The 15,755-nt window shown below is 66.4% G+C and carries 9 protein-coding genes; 8 read left to right on the top strand and 1 reads right to left on the bottom strand.

Features of this window, described 5'->3' with window-relative positions; translation table 11 throughout:
* Positions 1-77 precede the first annotated feature (77 nt).
* Together J2X41_RS15840 and J2X41_RS15835 are read left to right on the top strand one after the other, a co-directional pair.
* Positions 78-1,169 carry an amidohydrolase family protein gene (locus J2X41_RS15840; protein ID WP_310082985.1) on the top strand — a complete coding sequence of 364 codons (1,092 nt, stop codon included), beginning with the start codon at positions 78-80 and terminating at the stop codon, positions 1,167-1,169.
* Positions 1,170-1,183: 14 nt separating this feature from the next.
* Positions 1,184-3,106 carry an NPCBM/NEW2 domain-containing protein gene (locus J2X41_RS15835; protein ID WP_310082984.1) on the top strand — a complete coding sequence of 641 codons (1,923 nt, stop codon included), beginning with the start codon at positions 1,184-1,186 and terminating at the stop codon, positions 3,104-3,106.
* 5 nt (positions 3,107-3,111) lie between these two features.
* Here the strand turns inward: J2X41_RS15835 and agaR are convergent, their stop codons facing one another.
* On the bottom strand, positions 3,112-3,882 hold the full coding sequence (agaR, locus tag J2X41_RS15830; protein ID WP_310083075.1) for a transcriptional repressor AgaR: 771 nt from the start codon (positions 3,880-3,882) through the stop codon (positions 3,112-3,114).
* A gap of 678 nt (positions 3,883-4,560) precedes the next feature.
* Between agaR and J2X41_RS15825 the strand changes: the two genes are divergently transcribed.
* From J2X41_RS15825 to J2X41_RS15800, 6 genes are all read left to right on the top strand, one after another.
* Positions 4,561-7,668: a TonB-dependent receptor gene (locus J2X41_RS15825; RefSeq protein ID WP_310082983.1), complete on the top strand. Its 3,108-nt coding sequence runs from the start codon at positions 4,561-4,563 to the stop codon at positions 7,666-7,668.
* A 413-nt stretch (positions 7,669-8,081) separates the two neighbouring features.
* Complete coding sequence (locus tag J2X41_RS15820) at positions 8,082-8,684, top strand: sigma-70 family RNA polymerase sigma factor (protein WP_310082982.1); 603 nt, start codon at positions 8,082-8,084, stop codon at positions 8,682-8,684.
* Positions 8,653-9,648, top strand: coding sequence for a FecR domain-containing protein (locus J2X41_RS15815; RefSeq protein WP_310082981.1), 996 nt, complete (start codon positions 8,653-8,655; stop codon positions 9,646-9,648). The genes J2X41_RS15820 and J2X41_RS15815 overlap by 32 nt, the downstream gene beginning before the upstream one ends.
* A gap of 104 nt (positions 9,649-9,752) precedes the next feature.
* Positions 9,753-13,013 (top strand): TonB-dependent receptor domain-containing protein, encoded by a 3,261-nt coding sequence (locus J2X41_RS15810; protein ID WP_310082980.1) that lies wholly within the window; start codon positions 9,753-9,755, stop codon positions 13,011-13,013.
* Between the two features lie 113 nt (positions 13,014-13,126).
* On the top strand, positions 13,127-14,758 hold the full coding sequence (locus J2X41_RS15805; RefSeq protein ID WP_310082979.1) for an alkaline phosphatase D family protein: 1,632 nt from the start codon (positions 13,127-13,129) through the stop codon (positions 14,756-14,758).
* 96 nt (positions 14,759-14,854) lie between these two features.
* A complete protein-coding gene (locus J2X41_RS15800) occupies positions 14,855-15,721 on the top strand; it encodes a dienelactone hydrolase family protein (protein WP_310082978.1) in 867 nt (288 codons plus the stop codon).
* The last annotated feature ends 34 nt before the right edge of the window (positions 15,722-15,755 follow it).

The raw sequence follows: 15,755 nt of genomic DNA, 5'->3' as shown, positions 1-15,755 counted from the left end.
AACCGAAAGAAGAAGTTGCGATTTCGTTGTTTATGATGCGCTTCTAGAGGGGAACGGCCATGAGACTTTGCCGGCGCTTGCTGCTTACCCTGGTCGCGCCCCTGGCGCTGCTGGCCTGCGCGCCGCTTTCGGCCCAGGCCGCCCCGGACGCCGGGACCTACAGCGTCGCGGATTTCGCCCGGGTGCGGAAGTTCGACGCCCACGTCCATGTCAACGTCAAGGACCCGGCCTTCCTCGACCAGGCAGCGGCCGACAATTTCGAGGTCCTGTCGATCAATGTCGACTATCCGGCCTTCCCGTCGATCGCCCTCCAGGCCGACGCGGCCCACCACTTCTCCAAGCTCGATCCGAAGCGCTTCCACTACGCCGCCACCTTCTCGATGAAGGGCTTCGGGACGAACGGCTGGGCGGACCGGACCAACGCCTATCTCGACTCGGAATTCGAACATAGGGCCCTGGCGGTCAAGGTCTGGAAGAATGTCGGCATGGTCGAGCGCGACGCGGCCGGCCACCTGATCTTCATCGACGACAAGGGCTTCGATCCGGTCTTCGATCACCTGGCGGCGAAGGGCGTTCCGCTGATCGCGCACCAGGGCGAGCCGTACAACTGCTGGCTGCCGATCGAGCAGATGACCACCAAGAACGACAGGACCTATTTCAGCGAGCATCCGGAATATCACATGTATCTCCACCCGGAGATGCCGCGCTACGAAACCCTGATGGCCCGGCGCGACGCCATGGTCGCCAACCACCCCAAGCTCGCCTTCGTCGGCGCGCACATGGCCAGCCTGGAATGGAGCACCGACGAGGCGGCCAAGTTCCTGGACGCCCATCCGAACGCAGTGATCGAACTGGCCGCCCGCATGGCCCAGGTCCAGCACCAGTCGGTCCGCGACTACGCGAAAGTGCGGGCCTTCTTCGTCAAGTACCAGGACCGCATCCTCTACGGCACCGACCTGACGCTCAATCCCGGCGACGACGCCCAGGGGTTCAAGAAGATCGCGCACGACTACTGGCTGTCGGACTGGACCTACCTGGCGACCGGCGAAACCCAGCGCGTCGACGATATCGACGCCGACGCTCGCGGCCTGGCCCTTCCCAAGTCGGTGATCGACAAGATCTATTACAGCAACGCCAGGCGCGAGTTCCTCGCCAAGCGCGACCACTGATCGAGAAGGGCTCCATGACCGTCCGTTCCCTGCTGGCTTCCGCCGCGCTCGCCGGCTTCGTGGTCCTCTCCACGCCGGCCTTGGCCCAGGGCGTCCCCGGGACCGACCCCCTGGCGGCGACGGGCCGATGGTCCATTCCCGAGCGGTCCCAGGCGCGCACCCCGCCGATGGGCTGGAACTCGTGGAACGCCTTCCGCACCGAGGTCGACGAGGCCAAGGTCGTGGGCGCGGCCAAGGTGCTGGTCGACAGCGGCCTGGCCAAGCTGGGCTATACCTATGTCAACATCGACGACGGCTGGTGGCTCAAGCGTCGGCAATCGGACGGGCGCCTGGAGATCCGCACGGCGATTTTCCCGTCGGCCAAGGTCAAGGGCGGGGACACCAGCTTCCGGCCCTACACGGACGCCCTGCACAGGATGGGCCTGAAGGCCGGCATCTATACCGACATCGGCCGCAACGCCTGCTCGCAGGCCTATGACCTGCACTCCCCCAACCTGCCCGAGGGCACGACGGCCGAGCGCGAAGTCGGGCTCCAGGGCCATGTCGACCGGGATATCGCGCTCTATTTCGAGGACTGGGGCTTCGACTACATCAAGGTCGACGCCTGCGGCATCAATGTCTACGGCCCGGAGGCTGACATCGTCCGCGAGCATGGCTACAGGGCCGTGCCGCCGTTGATCGACCAGGCGTCGCTCAACCGCACCGACGTGCCGGCCGTGCGGGCCCGCTACGCCGAGGTCGCCCAGGCGCTGAAGGCCCACAATCCCGACGGCGACTATGTCCTGGCGATCTGCAACTGGGGCTCGGCCGACGTCCGATCCTGGGGCAAGGACGTCGGTCACCTGTGGCGCACCAGCGGCGACATCACCCCGACCTGGACGCGCATGCTGCACAATTTCGACAGCGCCTCGACCCGCGCGCTCTACGCCAAGCCCGGCGCCTGGAACGATCCGGACATCCTGTTCATCGGCCATGGCGAGTTCGACCAGAACCACCTGACCGAGGCGCGCTCGCACTTCGCGCTATGGGCCATGATCAATGCGCCGCTGCTGATCAGCTACGACCTGCGCCAGGCGCCGCCAAGCCTGATGGACATCTGGGGCAACGCCGACATCGTGCGGCTCAACCAGGATCCCGGCGGCCACCAGGGCGTGATCGCTTACGCCTCCGACGACGTGCAGATCATCGTCAAGACCCTGACTGGCGGCCGCAAGGCCGTCGCCCTGTTCAACCGGGGCCTGGGAAAGACCGACGTGACCCTGACGGCCGCGCAGCTGAAGTTCGCCGTCGATGCGCCGGTCCAGCTGAAGAACCTGTGGGACAAGACCACCCCGCCGCCATTCACCGGCGAGACCACCTTCACGCTGGAGCCGCGCCAGACCCTGATCTTCGAGGCCACGGGAACGCGGCAGCTGCGCGACGGCGTCTATCTGTCGGAAATTCCGGGCGATGTGAACGTGGCGGTCGACGGCGTGGTCGCGCCCGAGCCCGATCCGGTGGTCCATCGCATGCGCAACGCCTGGGGCGAAACCCGCGGGTCGGGCGAGCGCCCGGTTTATGCCGGCTGGGGCGGCGCCCAGGCCGACGCGACGCCCTACGACCAGGCGCTGAGGATCGGCGGCCAGGGCTTCGACACCGGCATCGGGGTGCTGGCCAACTCGCGCATTGAGGTGCGCAACAGCGAGAACACGCGCTTCGAAGCGAAGGTCGGGGTGGACGATTCCACGCGCAACACCAGGGACAAGGTGCGCTTCGCGGTCTATGGCGACGGCCAGCTGCTGGCCCAGACCCCGCCCATGGGCCTGGGCGAGGCGCCCCGCGTGCTGGCCGCCGACATCAAGGGCGTGCGCCTGGTCGAGATCGTCGCCCGATCTGAGACCCAGGCCAGCGACCTGCCGCTGGTCGTCGCCTGGGGGGATGCGGCCCTGCGTCGCTGAGGGCGTCAGGCCTTGTAGAGGCTGATCCCCAGGCGCTCCGCCGCCTGGTCGATATAGTCCGGCGCGCCGGCGTCGGTGATCAGGCTGTCGAGATCGCCGACATCGATGATCCGATGCAGGCAGACCTTGCCGAACTTGGAGGCGTCGGTGACCGCGATGACCTCGCGCGCCGTCTCGACCATCTTGCGATTCAGCTGCGCCTCGGGTTCGTGATGCGTGGTGATGCCGCGTTCGACGTCGAAGCCGTCCACGCCCAGGAACAGTTTGTCCAGCAGCAGGTCGTCCAGCGCCGCCACGGTCTGCGCGCCGTAGAAGGCCATGTTGCGACGACGCAGCTCGCCGCCCAGCATGACGATCTTGATCTTTCGCTTCTGGTTGAGGACGCCCAGGACATCGAAATCGTTGGTGACGACGGTGATGTCTTCCTCGTCCGGCAGGAACCGCGCGATCTGCAGGGTCGTGGTGCCGGAATCGAGCATGATGGAGTCGCCGGCCTTGACCATGCCGGCGGCCAGCCTGCCGATCCGTTCCTTCTCCTCGGTGTGGCTGACCCGCTTGGTCTCGATCGCCGGCTCGGCGCCGGCGTTGACCACTTCGGAGGAAATGGCGCCGCCATAGGCGCGCGTGGCCACGCCGTGTTCCTCGAGATAATGCAGGTCCTTCCGGATGGTCTGCATCGACACGCCGAACTGTTCGGACAGCGGGGTGACCTGCACGCTGCCGCGGGACCGGAGCATGGCCGTAATTTCGCGGCGGCGTTCAGACGTATCGCGCATGACCTTGACCGAGCCATCAGGCATAAACAGCATCTCCTCGACCGCACGGCGACGGCGGCACGGCTTTCGGTATAGCGCGCACAAGCGCGCCGTGCATGCCCTACCTCGTCAAATGGCAACACAAAACTACCGGTCCTAGCCTCACAACAAGCCGATCACCGAGCTCCATTGTTTCGGTCTTGTCCGAAGCGAAGCTGACTTGGTCTCGGCAGGGGAGATCCGCCATCCCCGCTCGCGATCGGCCGGTGGCGAGGTCGTTCTGACGAGCCCATTCGACTCCTCACGGTAACTGCACTGACCTCCATGAGGAGGCGAGAAAGGGCGTCGCTTCCGCTGCAAGTCGACGGCTCTCGAAATGCTTCGGTTTCGCCGGTCTGCGGCGCTGCGCGCTGGACGGTTCGGATGTCTGCCGAACGTACAACCGAAGGTCAAAATTTGGCCTGACCACTTCCAATAATTAGAACCGAACTTCCAAATGTGGTCGAGAAGAAATTTACATACCAGTGAAGCTATACGAAAAATACCAGTAAAAACAAATACATAATCTAACATCAACGTCGAGTAACACCTTTTTCATTTCCAGAAAGAAATTTATATGTGAAATAAACGTCGCCCGACCGGCGGGGAAAACGCAAAGAGGTCAGGCCAATTAAGGCGCGGTCGACGACGGCCCAGCGCATGGAGGAGGGTATCGTGAGCTTCAGAAATCGTCGGGGCGGCGCCTTCAGGGCCGTGCTTCTGTCGGCTACCGTCATCGGGGGATTGCCGGGCCTCGCCGCAGCGCAGGAGGCGGCGGCCCCCAGTTCGGCTGCCGGTGCAGCCGCCAGCTCGGACACGCTCGACGCGGTCGTCGTGACCGGCTTCAAGCAGAGCTACGCCAACGCCGTTCGCGCCAAGAAGAACGCCATCGAGATCACCGACGGCATCTCGTCGGACGGCTTGGGCCGCTTTCCGGACCTCAACGTCGGCGAGGCCCTGCAGCGGATCCCGGGCGTGCAGATCAACCGCGAGGCCGAGGGCCGCGACGCCACCATCAACCTGCGCGGCATGCCGGGCGAATACGCCCGCACCACGCTGAACGGCCAGTCGTTCGCGGGTCCGGCCCTGCTGCGCGACAACCAGGGCTCGCCGCTGGGCGCGTTCAACTCCGACATCTTCTCGGCCTTCGTGATCGCCAAGTCGCCGATGGCCAACACCACGTCCGGCGGCCTCAGCGGCAATGTCGACCTGCAGATCGCTCCGGCCCTGTCACGCAAGGACGGCGGCTTCGCCAAGCTGTCCTATGAGCACAACACCCTGGGCGACCTGAACGCCCCGGCCGCCACGCTCGGCTACAACAAGCACCTGACCGACGACTTCGCCGTGTTCGGAACGATCGCCTACAAGAAGGAAAACTTCCGCCGCGACACCATCCGCCTCAACAACTACGACTATCTGACCTCGGCGATGACGGGCCTTTCGCCCACGCAGTTCAACGGCGCCTACGGCCAGTATTTCTCGCCGACGGCCTGCGCCCTGAGCGCGACCTCGTACTGCCGCTCGCTGGGCCAGGCCCTTGGTCTGACGCAGAAGCAGGTTGACGACGCCGGCTACGTCACCAGCAACACCGGCTCGACCAGCAAGAACGGCGTCTGGGCCAACAGCGCCATCCGTCAGTACACCCGCATGAACGTGGGCAAGGTCTGGTCGGGTTCGGCGGGCGTGGAGTGGAAGCCGAACGACAACACCAAGATCGGCCTGATCGGCTTCTCGACCGACCGCAACCTGCCCGATACGACCCAGTACTTCATGATCAACTACGTGGCGCCGTCCGCCACGCCCGGCGCGGGCACGGTGATCAGCCCGACGGGCTCGTCGCTGCTGATCAATGACGGCCGCTATCTCTACCAGAGCTATACGTTCAACAACATCAACGCCCTGTCCTCGACGCGCCGCTACTCGCAGCGTCAGAAGTCGGACGGCCTGATCGGCAATATCGACTGGAGCAACGAGGACTGGCGCTTCGCCGGCGCCCTGACCCTATCGTCAGGCTCCAACGCCTCGGTCGAGACCGAGGTCGACGTCAACAACTATACCCGCGCCGGCGGCAACGGCGTCTCCGGCGCGATCACCACCGGCCTCGATGACGTCGGCGACTTCAAATACACGACCTCGCCCACACCGCAGAACAGCATCGGCGGCGGCGCCAACGGCGTGACCTGGACCTGGGGCGGCGTCAACGACCCCACCTCGTTCTACAACAACGGCACGTCCGCCAACTCGACCAACGCCATCTCGATCGAGGGTTCGGAAAGCTTCGCCAAGAATGAGTTGAACAGCGCCGCCTTCGACATTGAGCGCTTCGTCTCGCTAGGCCCGATCAAGAGCATCCAGGCCGGCGTGCGCCTCGAGCGCGAGAAGTACGTCTCCAAGGGCTACCGGGTCTTCGGCTACGGCGCCAAGCTGGCCAACATCACGCCCGCCATGATGATCACCGCGCCGTTCGTGAAGGACTTCATGGGCGGCTCCGCCGACGGCTACAGCCGCAACTGGCAGGTTCTGGACATCCACGCGTTCCTGAGCGCCATCCAGCCCGTCGCGGTCTATCCGGGCGGCGGGCTGTCGCCTACCGGCTTCAATATCCAGTACGCCGACAGCAGCTATTACGACAAGAACTTCACCAACGAGAACGACATCAATCAGTTCTACGTCCAGGCCAAGTACGACACCCAGATCTTCGGCCATGGCGTGCGCGGCAACTTCGGCGGCCGCTATGAAGACACCAAGAACACGATCACGACCCTGGACCGCAAGACGCCGCCCGTCGATTCGATCGGCTCGCCGAACGACTTCGTCACCGACCACTACCAGAACAAGTATCACTACTTCCTGCCGTCGGCGATCTTCGTGGCCGACGTCACCGACGACCTGATCCTGCGCGGCGCTTATTACAAGACCTATGTGCGACCGCACCCGCGCCAGTACTCGCCGGCCACCAAGGTCAACCCGGCCCAGATCCTCAACACCAGCCTGAGCTCGGGCTCGGTCAGCGTCTATGACGTGTCGGTGGCTATCGGGAACAACAAGTTGCGGCCGTACCTAGCCGAGTCGTTCGACTTGTCGCTGGAGTGGTACAACCGTCCCAATGGGCTGATATCGCTGGCCTATTTCCGCAAGAACATCACCAACCGCATCGCCTCGACCTCGGATCCGGCCCTGCTGTGCCCGACCGACGGTTCGACCTGGGGCTTCGGCGCCCTGTCGTGGGACGGGACCTATTGCAACGCCACCAGCCTCGGCGGCGCGAGCAAGCAGGTCCACGTCAACGCCAGCGGCGCCTACAATCTCGACAACAAGACCACCGTCGAAGGCGTCGAGTTCAACATCCAGCAGAACCTCGACTTCCTGCCGGGACCCTTGAAGAACCTCGGGGGCAGCTTCAACTACGCCTACACCACCTCCAAGAGCCCGGCGATCGCCCCGTTCCCCGGCATCTCCAAGCACAATGTCAACGTCATCGGCTATTACGAAACGCCGAAGTACGGCGTGCGCATGGTCTACAACTACCGCTCCGACTACCCGCTGAACGCCAACGGCACCTATACCGGCAGCGCCCGTTCGGTGAAGCCGCGCGGCCAGCTGGACCTGTCGGCCTCCTATAACGTCACCGACAACTTCACCCTGTCGCTGGACGCCTACAACCTCACCAACGCGGTCCGGTTCGAATACGAGAACGACCACCGGGTCTCGCGTTGGGTCGATTACGATGGCCGCACCTACACCCTGACGGCGCGCGCCACGTTCTGATCTTCACTCCTCGTGAAGCCACCTGGCTGGTCCCCCGCTCCCCGGGAGGCCAGCCTTTTTCTTCCGGCGAAATCCGCCACCCAGGGCTGCCAAGCGGACCGCTGAAGAGGCGCGGCGGCTGGGCAACCGGAAGCGAGGCTTCCCCGCCACGCTCGGCTTCAGCGTTTGGCCCACGCCCGGCGCTGGCCGGCGTTCCTCGAAGATCGAGCCTGGCGAACAGGTAAAAGAACCAGGTGGGAGGAGCTCCGGCGGCGCAATCCCAGGTTGGAGTCTGGTCGCGACCCTCCGGACGCGTGCGGCAAAGTCTGAATGTCACAATCGGCAGCTAGGCAGGAGTCGGCCGAAACACCGGTCCCGCGGATTTAGCGCAGGGCCGCTCGTCGGCGATTCAATCTCCAGCCAGCGGATAACGGATGAGCGCCGCCGACCGGGAAAGAACACGATGGTTCCTGCGGACCATCCTGCCGCACGAAGCGGCGCTCAGGGGATGGCTTTCGCGGGCCGCGCCGGCGGGCGTCGATGCCGACGACGTGATCCAGGAGTCCTACACGATCCTGGCCGAACTGGAGACCGTGGACGCCATCCGTCATCCGCGGGCCTATCTGTTCCAGGTCGCGCGCTCGGTGATCATGCGCCACGTCCGTCGGGCGCGCATCGTGCCCATCCACACCGTCGACGACCTGGAACGGCTGGAGCAGCCCGAGAACGCCGCCTCGCCCGAGCAATATGCGATTGACCGGGACGAGTTGCGGCAGCTGGCCCATGCGATCGCGGCCATGCCGCTCAAGACCCGCGAGGCCTTCATCCTGCGCCGTGTCCGGGACATGCCGCAGCGCGAGATCGCCGCGCGCATGCGCATCTCGGAGAATACGGTCGAGACCCACATCTCCCGAGGCATCCTTTTCTTGATGGATTGGTTCGGTCGTGGCGGAAACAGGCGGTCCCAAACCTCTATGACCTTGGAAGCGGAGATCGCCTCGATAGATGGCCGAACGAGAAACCAGTCGAGACATTGACCGGGCGGCGTCCGACTGGACGGCGCGGCTGGATCGTGGGCCGCTGACTCCCGAGGGAGACGACGCCTTCCAGGCCTGGCTGCGCGGCGATCCCCGACGTCGGGGCGCCTTGCTGCGCGCCCGGGCCGTGTCGCTGATGAGCGAGTCCGCCCGGGCGCTGGGGCCTGGCTTCGATCCCATCGCGTTCGAGGCGCCCGGGCGGTCGCGGTCGGCCGGCCTGTCCCGCCGCCAGGCGCTGACCTGGACGGGCGGCGTGGCCGGCGCCGCCGTCGTGGCGGCGCTGGGGGTTGGGGTGTCCGCCGCCGGGGCGGTGATCAGCACCGCGCGGGGCGAGATCCGCCTGGCCCCGCTCAAGGACGGCTCGACGGTCCTCCTGAACACCGAGACCCGAATCCGGGTGCGCTACAGCCGGGGCGAGCGTCGAGTCACCCTGCTCAGAGGCGAGGCCTATTTCGCCGTGGCCCGCGACGAGACGCGGCCGTTCGTCGTCGAGGTGGACGGGCGTCGCCTGAGCACGGCCCAGGCCGGGTTTCGGGTCCGCAAGCTCGATAGGAATCCGATCGACATCCTGGTGAACCAGGGTCAGGTCGACGTTGCGATCCCCTTCGCGAGCAGCGTGGCGCTCAAGTCCAATACGCGGCTGGTCCTGTCCGGTCCGGCCGAGCGGCCGCAGCCGGTCGGTCCGGAGGCGGTCACCCGCGACCTGGCCTGGCGCGACGGCAAGCTGGCGTTCGAGGGCGAGACCCTGGGCCAGGCGGCGGCGGCGTTCGCGCGCTACAGCGACACCCGGATCCAGATCCGCGATCCGGCCCTGGCGCGCGAGCCGGTCACCGGCCTGTTCGCGGCCAACGATCCCGCCGGCTTCAGCCGCGCCATCGCCCGCGTGTTCGAGGCGCGGGTCGAACAGGACGGCGACAAGGTCGTCCTGATCCGCGACGCACCCCGCGGCGCGGGGGCGCCCTGACCGCCGCACCAAGAAGTTTTTGTTACACGATAGCGGAAGCCCCCGGCTGACGGCTCTCAACCGCGAACGTCGCGACCCACGCGGCGATTGGGGGCTGCCTGCCAATGAATTCCCGCTATTCCGTCCTCGCCTGCGGCGCCGCCGTGATCGCGCTGGCGACCGCCGCGCCGGCTCTCGCGCAGGATCGGATCTTCGACATTCCCGCCCAGCCCGCGGTGCGCGCCATTCCGGAACTGGCGCGCCAGGGGCAGGTGCAGATCGTGGCGCCGGCCCGCAACCTCGAGGGCGTCTGGACGCCGGCCGTCAAGGGCCGGATGGATGTCCGCGCGGCGCTCCGCCGCCTGATCGCCGGCACGCCGCTGCGGATCGATTCCGACGACGGCCAGATCATCACCCTGCGCGCCGCTGGCCCCGGGGCGTCGAACGGCGGCCCGGCCCTGGCCCAGAGCGGCGCCGGCGTGGTGCGCGGCCGGGTCCTCAACACCGCCACCGGCGAATATGTGCGCAATGCCGAGATCCGCGTCGAGGGCACGACGATCGCCGCCTTCTCCGAGGACGGCGGCGACTTTCGCCTGACCGGCGTGCCGGCCGGCGAGGTCACGGTCGTGGTCAAATATACCGGCCTGCAGGAGGGCCGGGCGGTTGTCACCGTCGCGCCGGGCCAGGCGGCGACCCTGGACGTGGCGCTGAACCCGCTGTCCTACGCCGCCAAGGACGGCGAGGTGGAGGCGATCACGATCGTCGCCCGGCGCGAGGGCCAGGCCAGCGCCATCATGGAGCGCCGCGCCTCGACCAACGCCAAGACCGTGGTCGCCGCCGACAACTTCGGCGCCCTGACCATGGGCGACGTCGGCGAGTTCATGAAGAACATGCCGGGCATCTCGCTGGACTACACCGAGGTGGACGCCACCGCGGTGCGCATTGGCGGCCTGGACCCGAAATACTCGACCTTCACCACCGACGGCGCGCGGATGGCGACGGCGACGTCCAACAACAACAACGGCCGCCAGAACTCGTTCGAGCAGATGTCCATCACCGGCGTCGACTCGATCGAGCTGAACAACACGCTGCAGGCCAGCATGGACGCCGACTCGCCCGGCGGCGCCATCAACCTGCGCAGCAAATACGCCTTCCAGCGCAACGGCCGCCTGCTGCGCTTTCAGCTGGGCGGCGTCGCCACTTCGGACTCCAGCCTGTCGCGCAAATACCTGCCGGACGACCAGAAGCACGCCTCGATCTTTCCCTCGGCCCAGATCGGTTATGCCGACGTCTTCCTGAACGGCCGCCTGGGGATCGCGTTCAACGCCAGCTATAACGCCAACTTCGTCGAGCAGGACCGCATCCAGACCGACTGGTCCTATCTCACCAGCGGCCGGATCTTGCCTTACCAGGTCATGTGGCGCCCGGGCCCGAAGCTGACCCACCGCAAGGCCGCCAACCTCAGCGTCGACTACAAGATCACCGACAAGCTGGCCCTGTCCCTGCGCAGCACCTATTCGTTCTACGATGTCGAGTACTTCAATCAGTACACCTACCTGATCTTCGGCACCAACGCCGCGACCCAGGCTACGGCGGACTCCACGCCGACCCACATCGTCGTCAATCCGAACGGGACCAACACCCGCCTGCACACCCAGTACTCGCACCGCTACGCCGGCACCCCGTCGTGGCTGTTCGCGCCGAAGCTGGAATATCGCGGTGATACCTGGGAGGCCCTGCTGCGCGGCAGCTATTCCAGCTCGGAGTTCAACTTCCGGGATAATTCCAAGGGATTCTTTCAGCGTACGGACAGTTACCTGACCAAGATCGGCTTCACGCTGGACCGCGCGTCGCAGGACTCCAACGAATGGACCCTGCAGCAGACCGCCGGCCGCTCCTGGAGCGATCCCACCAGCTTCAACCGCGACAACGACATAAACTACAACATCCGCACGGCCGAGTCCGACGCTCAGAACCAGATGTACGGCCTCAATCTTGACCTGAAGAAGAAGCTGGACCTGGGCCCAGTCCAACTCAAGTTCCTGGCCGGCGCGACCTATCGGACAAATGTCTGGAAGACCGACGAGGGCTCGTACCGGCAGTTCGAGTACATCGGTCCGACCCACGATAAGAACCAGATGGCTCCCGAGGCCGTCATTCCGTGGACCCGGAACTACAACTTCCAGATCCAGGGCTTTGACGCCGGCAATCTGAACGCCCAGGACTGGCGCGCCGACAGCAACTATGCCGTCTACGATATCTACAAGCAGCACCCGGACTATTTCTTGCCCGACCTCGCGGGCAACCTGAAGCGCCAGCTCGACAACAACAAGAAGGTCGGCGAGACGGTCAAGGCGGCCTATTTCGAAGTCCAGCCGCGCGTCGGCAAGGCCCAGTTCGATCTCGGCCTACGCTACGAAAACACTAGGACCGACGCCCGGGTCGCCGACGTCCGGACGAGCGACGAAATGAAGGCCGCCGGCTTCGACCCCAAGGCGCCGCCGACCGTCGCCAGCCTCACCTATCAGTACCGCAACGGGACCTACACCACCCGTCACGGCGAGTATGACGACTGGTTCCTCAGCGGCGGGGCCAAGTACGACTTCAGCAAGAAGCTGGTCGGCCAGCTGGCCTTCAGCCAGTCGATCCTGCGTCCCGACTACGGCAACCTCGGCGGCGTGGCCGTCGTGAACGACACGAACCAGACCGTCACCGTGCCGAACCCGCTGCTGAAGCCCGAGCACTCGACCAAGTACTTCGCCGGCCTGCAATACTTCCTGGAACCCTCGGGGATCATCGGCCTGTCCGCCTACCAGCTGGAGGTGAAGGACATGCAGGTGACCGGCTACGAGTACAAGGATCCCACGGATGTCGGCTACAACCCCGACGACTACCCGGGCTACACGTACCGCAGCGCCACGAACGTGCCGGGCGTCAGCATCAACAGAGGCGTGACGCTGGAGTACGACCAGCAGCTGACCTTCCTGCCGGGGGCGCTGCGCGGCCTTGGCCTGCGCGGCTCGATCACCAAGATCGATCCCGATGGCGTGCGCGTGAACACGCCCAAGACGATGGGCAACTGGGGCGTTCGCTACAGCTACGGCAAGTTCGACGTCCAGCTGAGCGGCAATGCGCAGGGGAAATATCGCACCAGCGCCCTTAGCGCCAAGCCCGACAGCCCCACCAACGGCATTCTCTACCACACCGCCCGCGAGCTCTGGAACGTCAGCGCCAGCTACAAGATCAACAGGAACTTCGAGGTGATGCTGGCCGGCCGAAACATCTTCAACGCGCCGGACATCATCTACTCCAACGTCCGCGACCGGGTGCAGCAGTACAGCATCTACGGCTCGATGTGGAACATCGGCGTCAAGGGCTCCTTCTAGGCTCGAACGCCGGGTCCCGCGGCCTCCCCCTGTCGCGGGACCCGGCCGGCCGCGCGCGTCCAGGAGCGCGACGCGCGCGGCCATTCCCCTCCAAATCCATCGTGGAGACCGTCATGGTCCTGAACATCGATCGTCGCGGCGTCGTCCTGGGCGCCGGCCTCGGTCTGGGCGCGCTGCTGCTGCCCGCCGGCCGGGCGCTGACCGCCGAGCTCGTCGGCGCCAAGGGCTTCACGCACGGCGTGGCCAGCGGCGAGCCCGGTCCCGACTCCATGCTGCTGTGGACGCGCTACGCGCCCGCGACCGACGACGGCGCGATCCGGCTGGACGTCGAGGTGGCGCTCGATCCGGCTTTTGCCAAGGTGGTCGCGGGCGGCGTCGTGCGCACCGGCGCCTATCGCGACTGGACCGCCAAGGTCACGGTCGACGGGCTGAAACCCGGAACCGTCCACTGGTACCGGTTCGTGGCGCCGGACGGGAGCAGGTCTCCCGTCGGCCGGACCAAGACCCTGCCTGTCGGCGACGTCGCCCGGTTCGGCCTGGGCGTTTTCTCCTGCTCGAACCTGCCGGTCGGACTGTTCAACGCCTATGGCCACGCCGCCGCCCGGCCCGACCTGGACCTGTGGCTGCACACTGGCGACTACATCTACGAGTACGGCCCCGCCTCGATCCGCCAGGGCGACTGGGCGGTCGGGCGGTCTCTGGAGCCGACCAACGAGATCCTGACCATCGCCGACTATCGCCTGCGCTACGCCTGCTATCGCGCCGACCCTGATCTCCAGCGGCTGCACCAGATGGCGCCGATGGTCGCCTTCTGGGACGACCACGAGTCGGCCAACGACAGCTGGGAGGGCGGGGCGCAGAACCACCAGCCGGGGACCGAGGGCGACTGGAACCTCCGCCGCGCCGCCGCGATGCAGGTCTATCGCGAGTGGATGCCGGTCTCGGACGAACCGTGGAAGGCCTATCCGATCGGGACGCTGGCCACGCTCTACCGCACCGAATCGCGGCTTCTCGGCCGCACCCAGCCGGCCGACATCGGGGCCGCGTTCAAGGCGGACGATCCGGACGCGGCGCTGAAGGCGTTCCGCGACGGCCCCTGGCGCGACCCGTCGGCGACCATGCTGGGCTCGACCCAGGAAAGCTGGCTGGCCCACCAGCTGAAGACCAACGCCCGGACCACGGCCTGGCAGATGGTCGGCATGGGCACGATCCTGGGACGGACGGTTATGCCGCGGGACGCGCTCGACTGGCTACGGCCCGAGGTCAGCGAGCGCAAGGTCAACGGCTACCGCAACAACATCCGCGCCGCCAAGCTGGGTTTGCCGATGTGGATGGACCGCTGGGACGGCTATCCGGCGGCGCGCTCGCGGCTGCTGCGGGCCGCCCAGGCCGCCGACGCCGACCTGGTCATGCTGTCGGGCGACAGCCACAACGCCTGGGCCTATGCGCTCAACGAGGACGGCCGGCCCGCCGGGGTCGAGTTCGCCGGTCACAGCGTCACCTCCAGCGGGGCCGAGGGCGATTTCGGCGCCGATCCCAAGCAGGTCGCCCAGGGGTTCATGGCCGCCAATCCCGAGCTCAAATGGGCCGACACCAGCCAGCGCGGCTACATGATGATCGAAATGACGCCCAACCGCCTGACCGGCGAGTGGCTGTTCCTGCGGACGATCAAGACCCGTGACACCGCGCTTGCCGGTTCGCATCGTCTGCACGTCGAACGCGGGCGGCGGGTGTTCGCCGCCTAGGCTGGCGCGACGACGAGACCTTCCCGGTCCGGAGTCATGCGGTAAGGTGCTCGCCACGAGGGCTCGCGCCCTGCCGCCTTGATGGAGACTGTTCGCATGTGTGACGACGATATCCACCCGGGTCTGGTTCACGATCCTCGCCTGTCGCGCCGGACGTTCGGCCTGGCCGCAGCCGCCCTGGGCGGGCTGGCCGCGACCGCCGCCGGCGTCCAGAGCCCGGTGGTCGAGAAGGACGTCGAGATCAAGACACCCGACGGCGTGGCCGACGCCGCCCTGTTCTACCCCGAGGGCAAGGGCAAGTGGCCGGCGGTGCTGGTTTGGCCGGACGTGATGAGCCTGCGGCCGGTGTTCCGCGACATGGGCCGGCGGCTGGCCGCCGCCGGCTATGTGGTTCTGGTCCCCAACCTCTACTACCGCGCCAAGAAAGCGCCGGTGATCGAGGGGACGTTCAACTTCGCCAACCCCGACGACCGGGCCAAGCTGACCCCGCTGCGCGCGACCGTGACGCCCGAGGGCACGGATCGCGACGCGGTCGCCTATGTCGCCTTCCTCGACGCCCAGTCCCAGACCAACAAGGGCAAGAAGGTCGGCGTCCAGGGCTACTGCATGGGCGGCCCGCTGGCCTTCCGCACGGCGGCCAGCGTCCCCGGCCGCATCGCGGCGGTGGCTACCTTCCATGGCGGCGGCCTGGTCACCGACCAGCCGACCAGCCCGCACCTGCTGATCCCCAAGACCCATGCCGAGTACCTGATCGCCGTCGCCGACAACGACGACAAGCAGGACCCGACCGTGAAGGACAAGCTGAAGGCCGCCTTCTCCGCGGCCGGACGGCCGGCCAAGGTCGAGGTCTATGCCGGCGCGGCCCACGGCTGGACCGTCAAGGGCGGTCAGGTCTATGACGAGCCCGCCGCCGAGAAGGCCTGGGCCGAGCTGCTGGCGCTGTACAAGAAGGCCCTGGCCTGACCAACGGGAAGCGAGCGGCGTGCGCTCGTTCCTA

Origin of the sequence: Caulobacter sp. BE254, assembly GCF_031457295.1 — a bacterium.
Lineage (GTDB): Bacteria > Pseudomonadota > Alphaproteobacteria > Caulobacterales > Caulobacteraceae > Caulobacter.
Note: the sequence above shows the minus strand (reverse complement) of the source record. Positions and strands in the feature narration are given on the sequence as shown.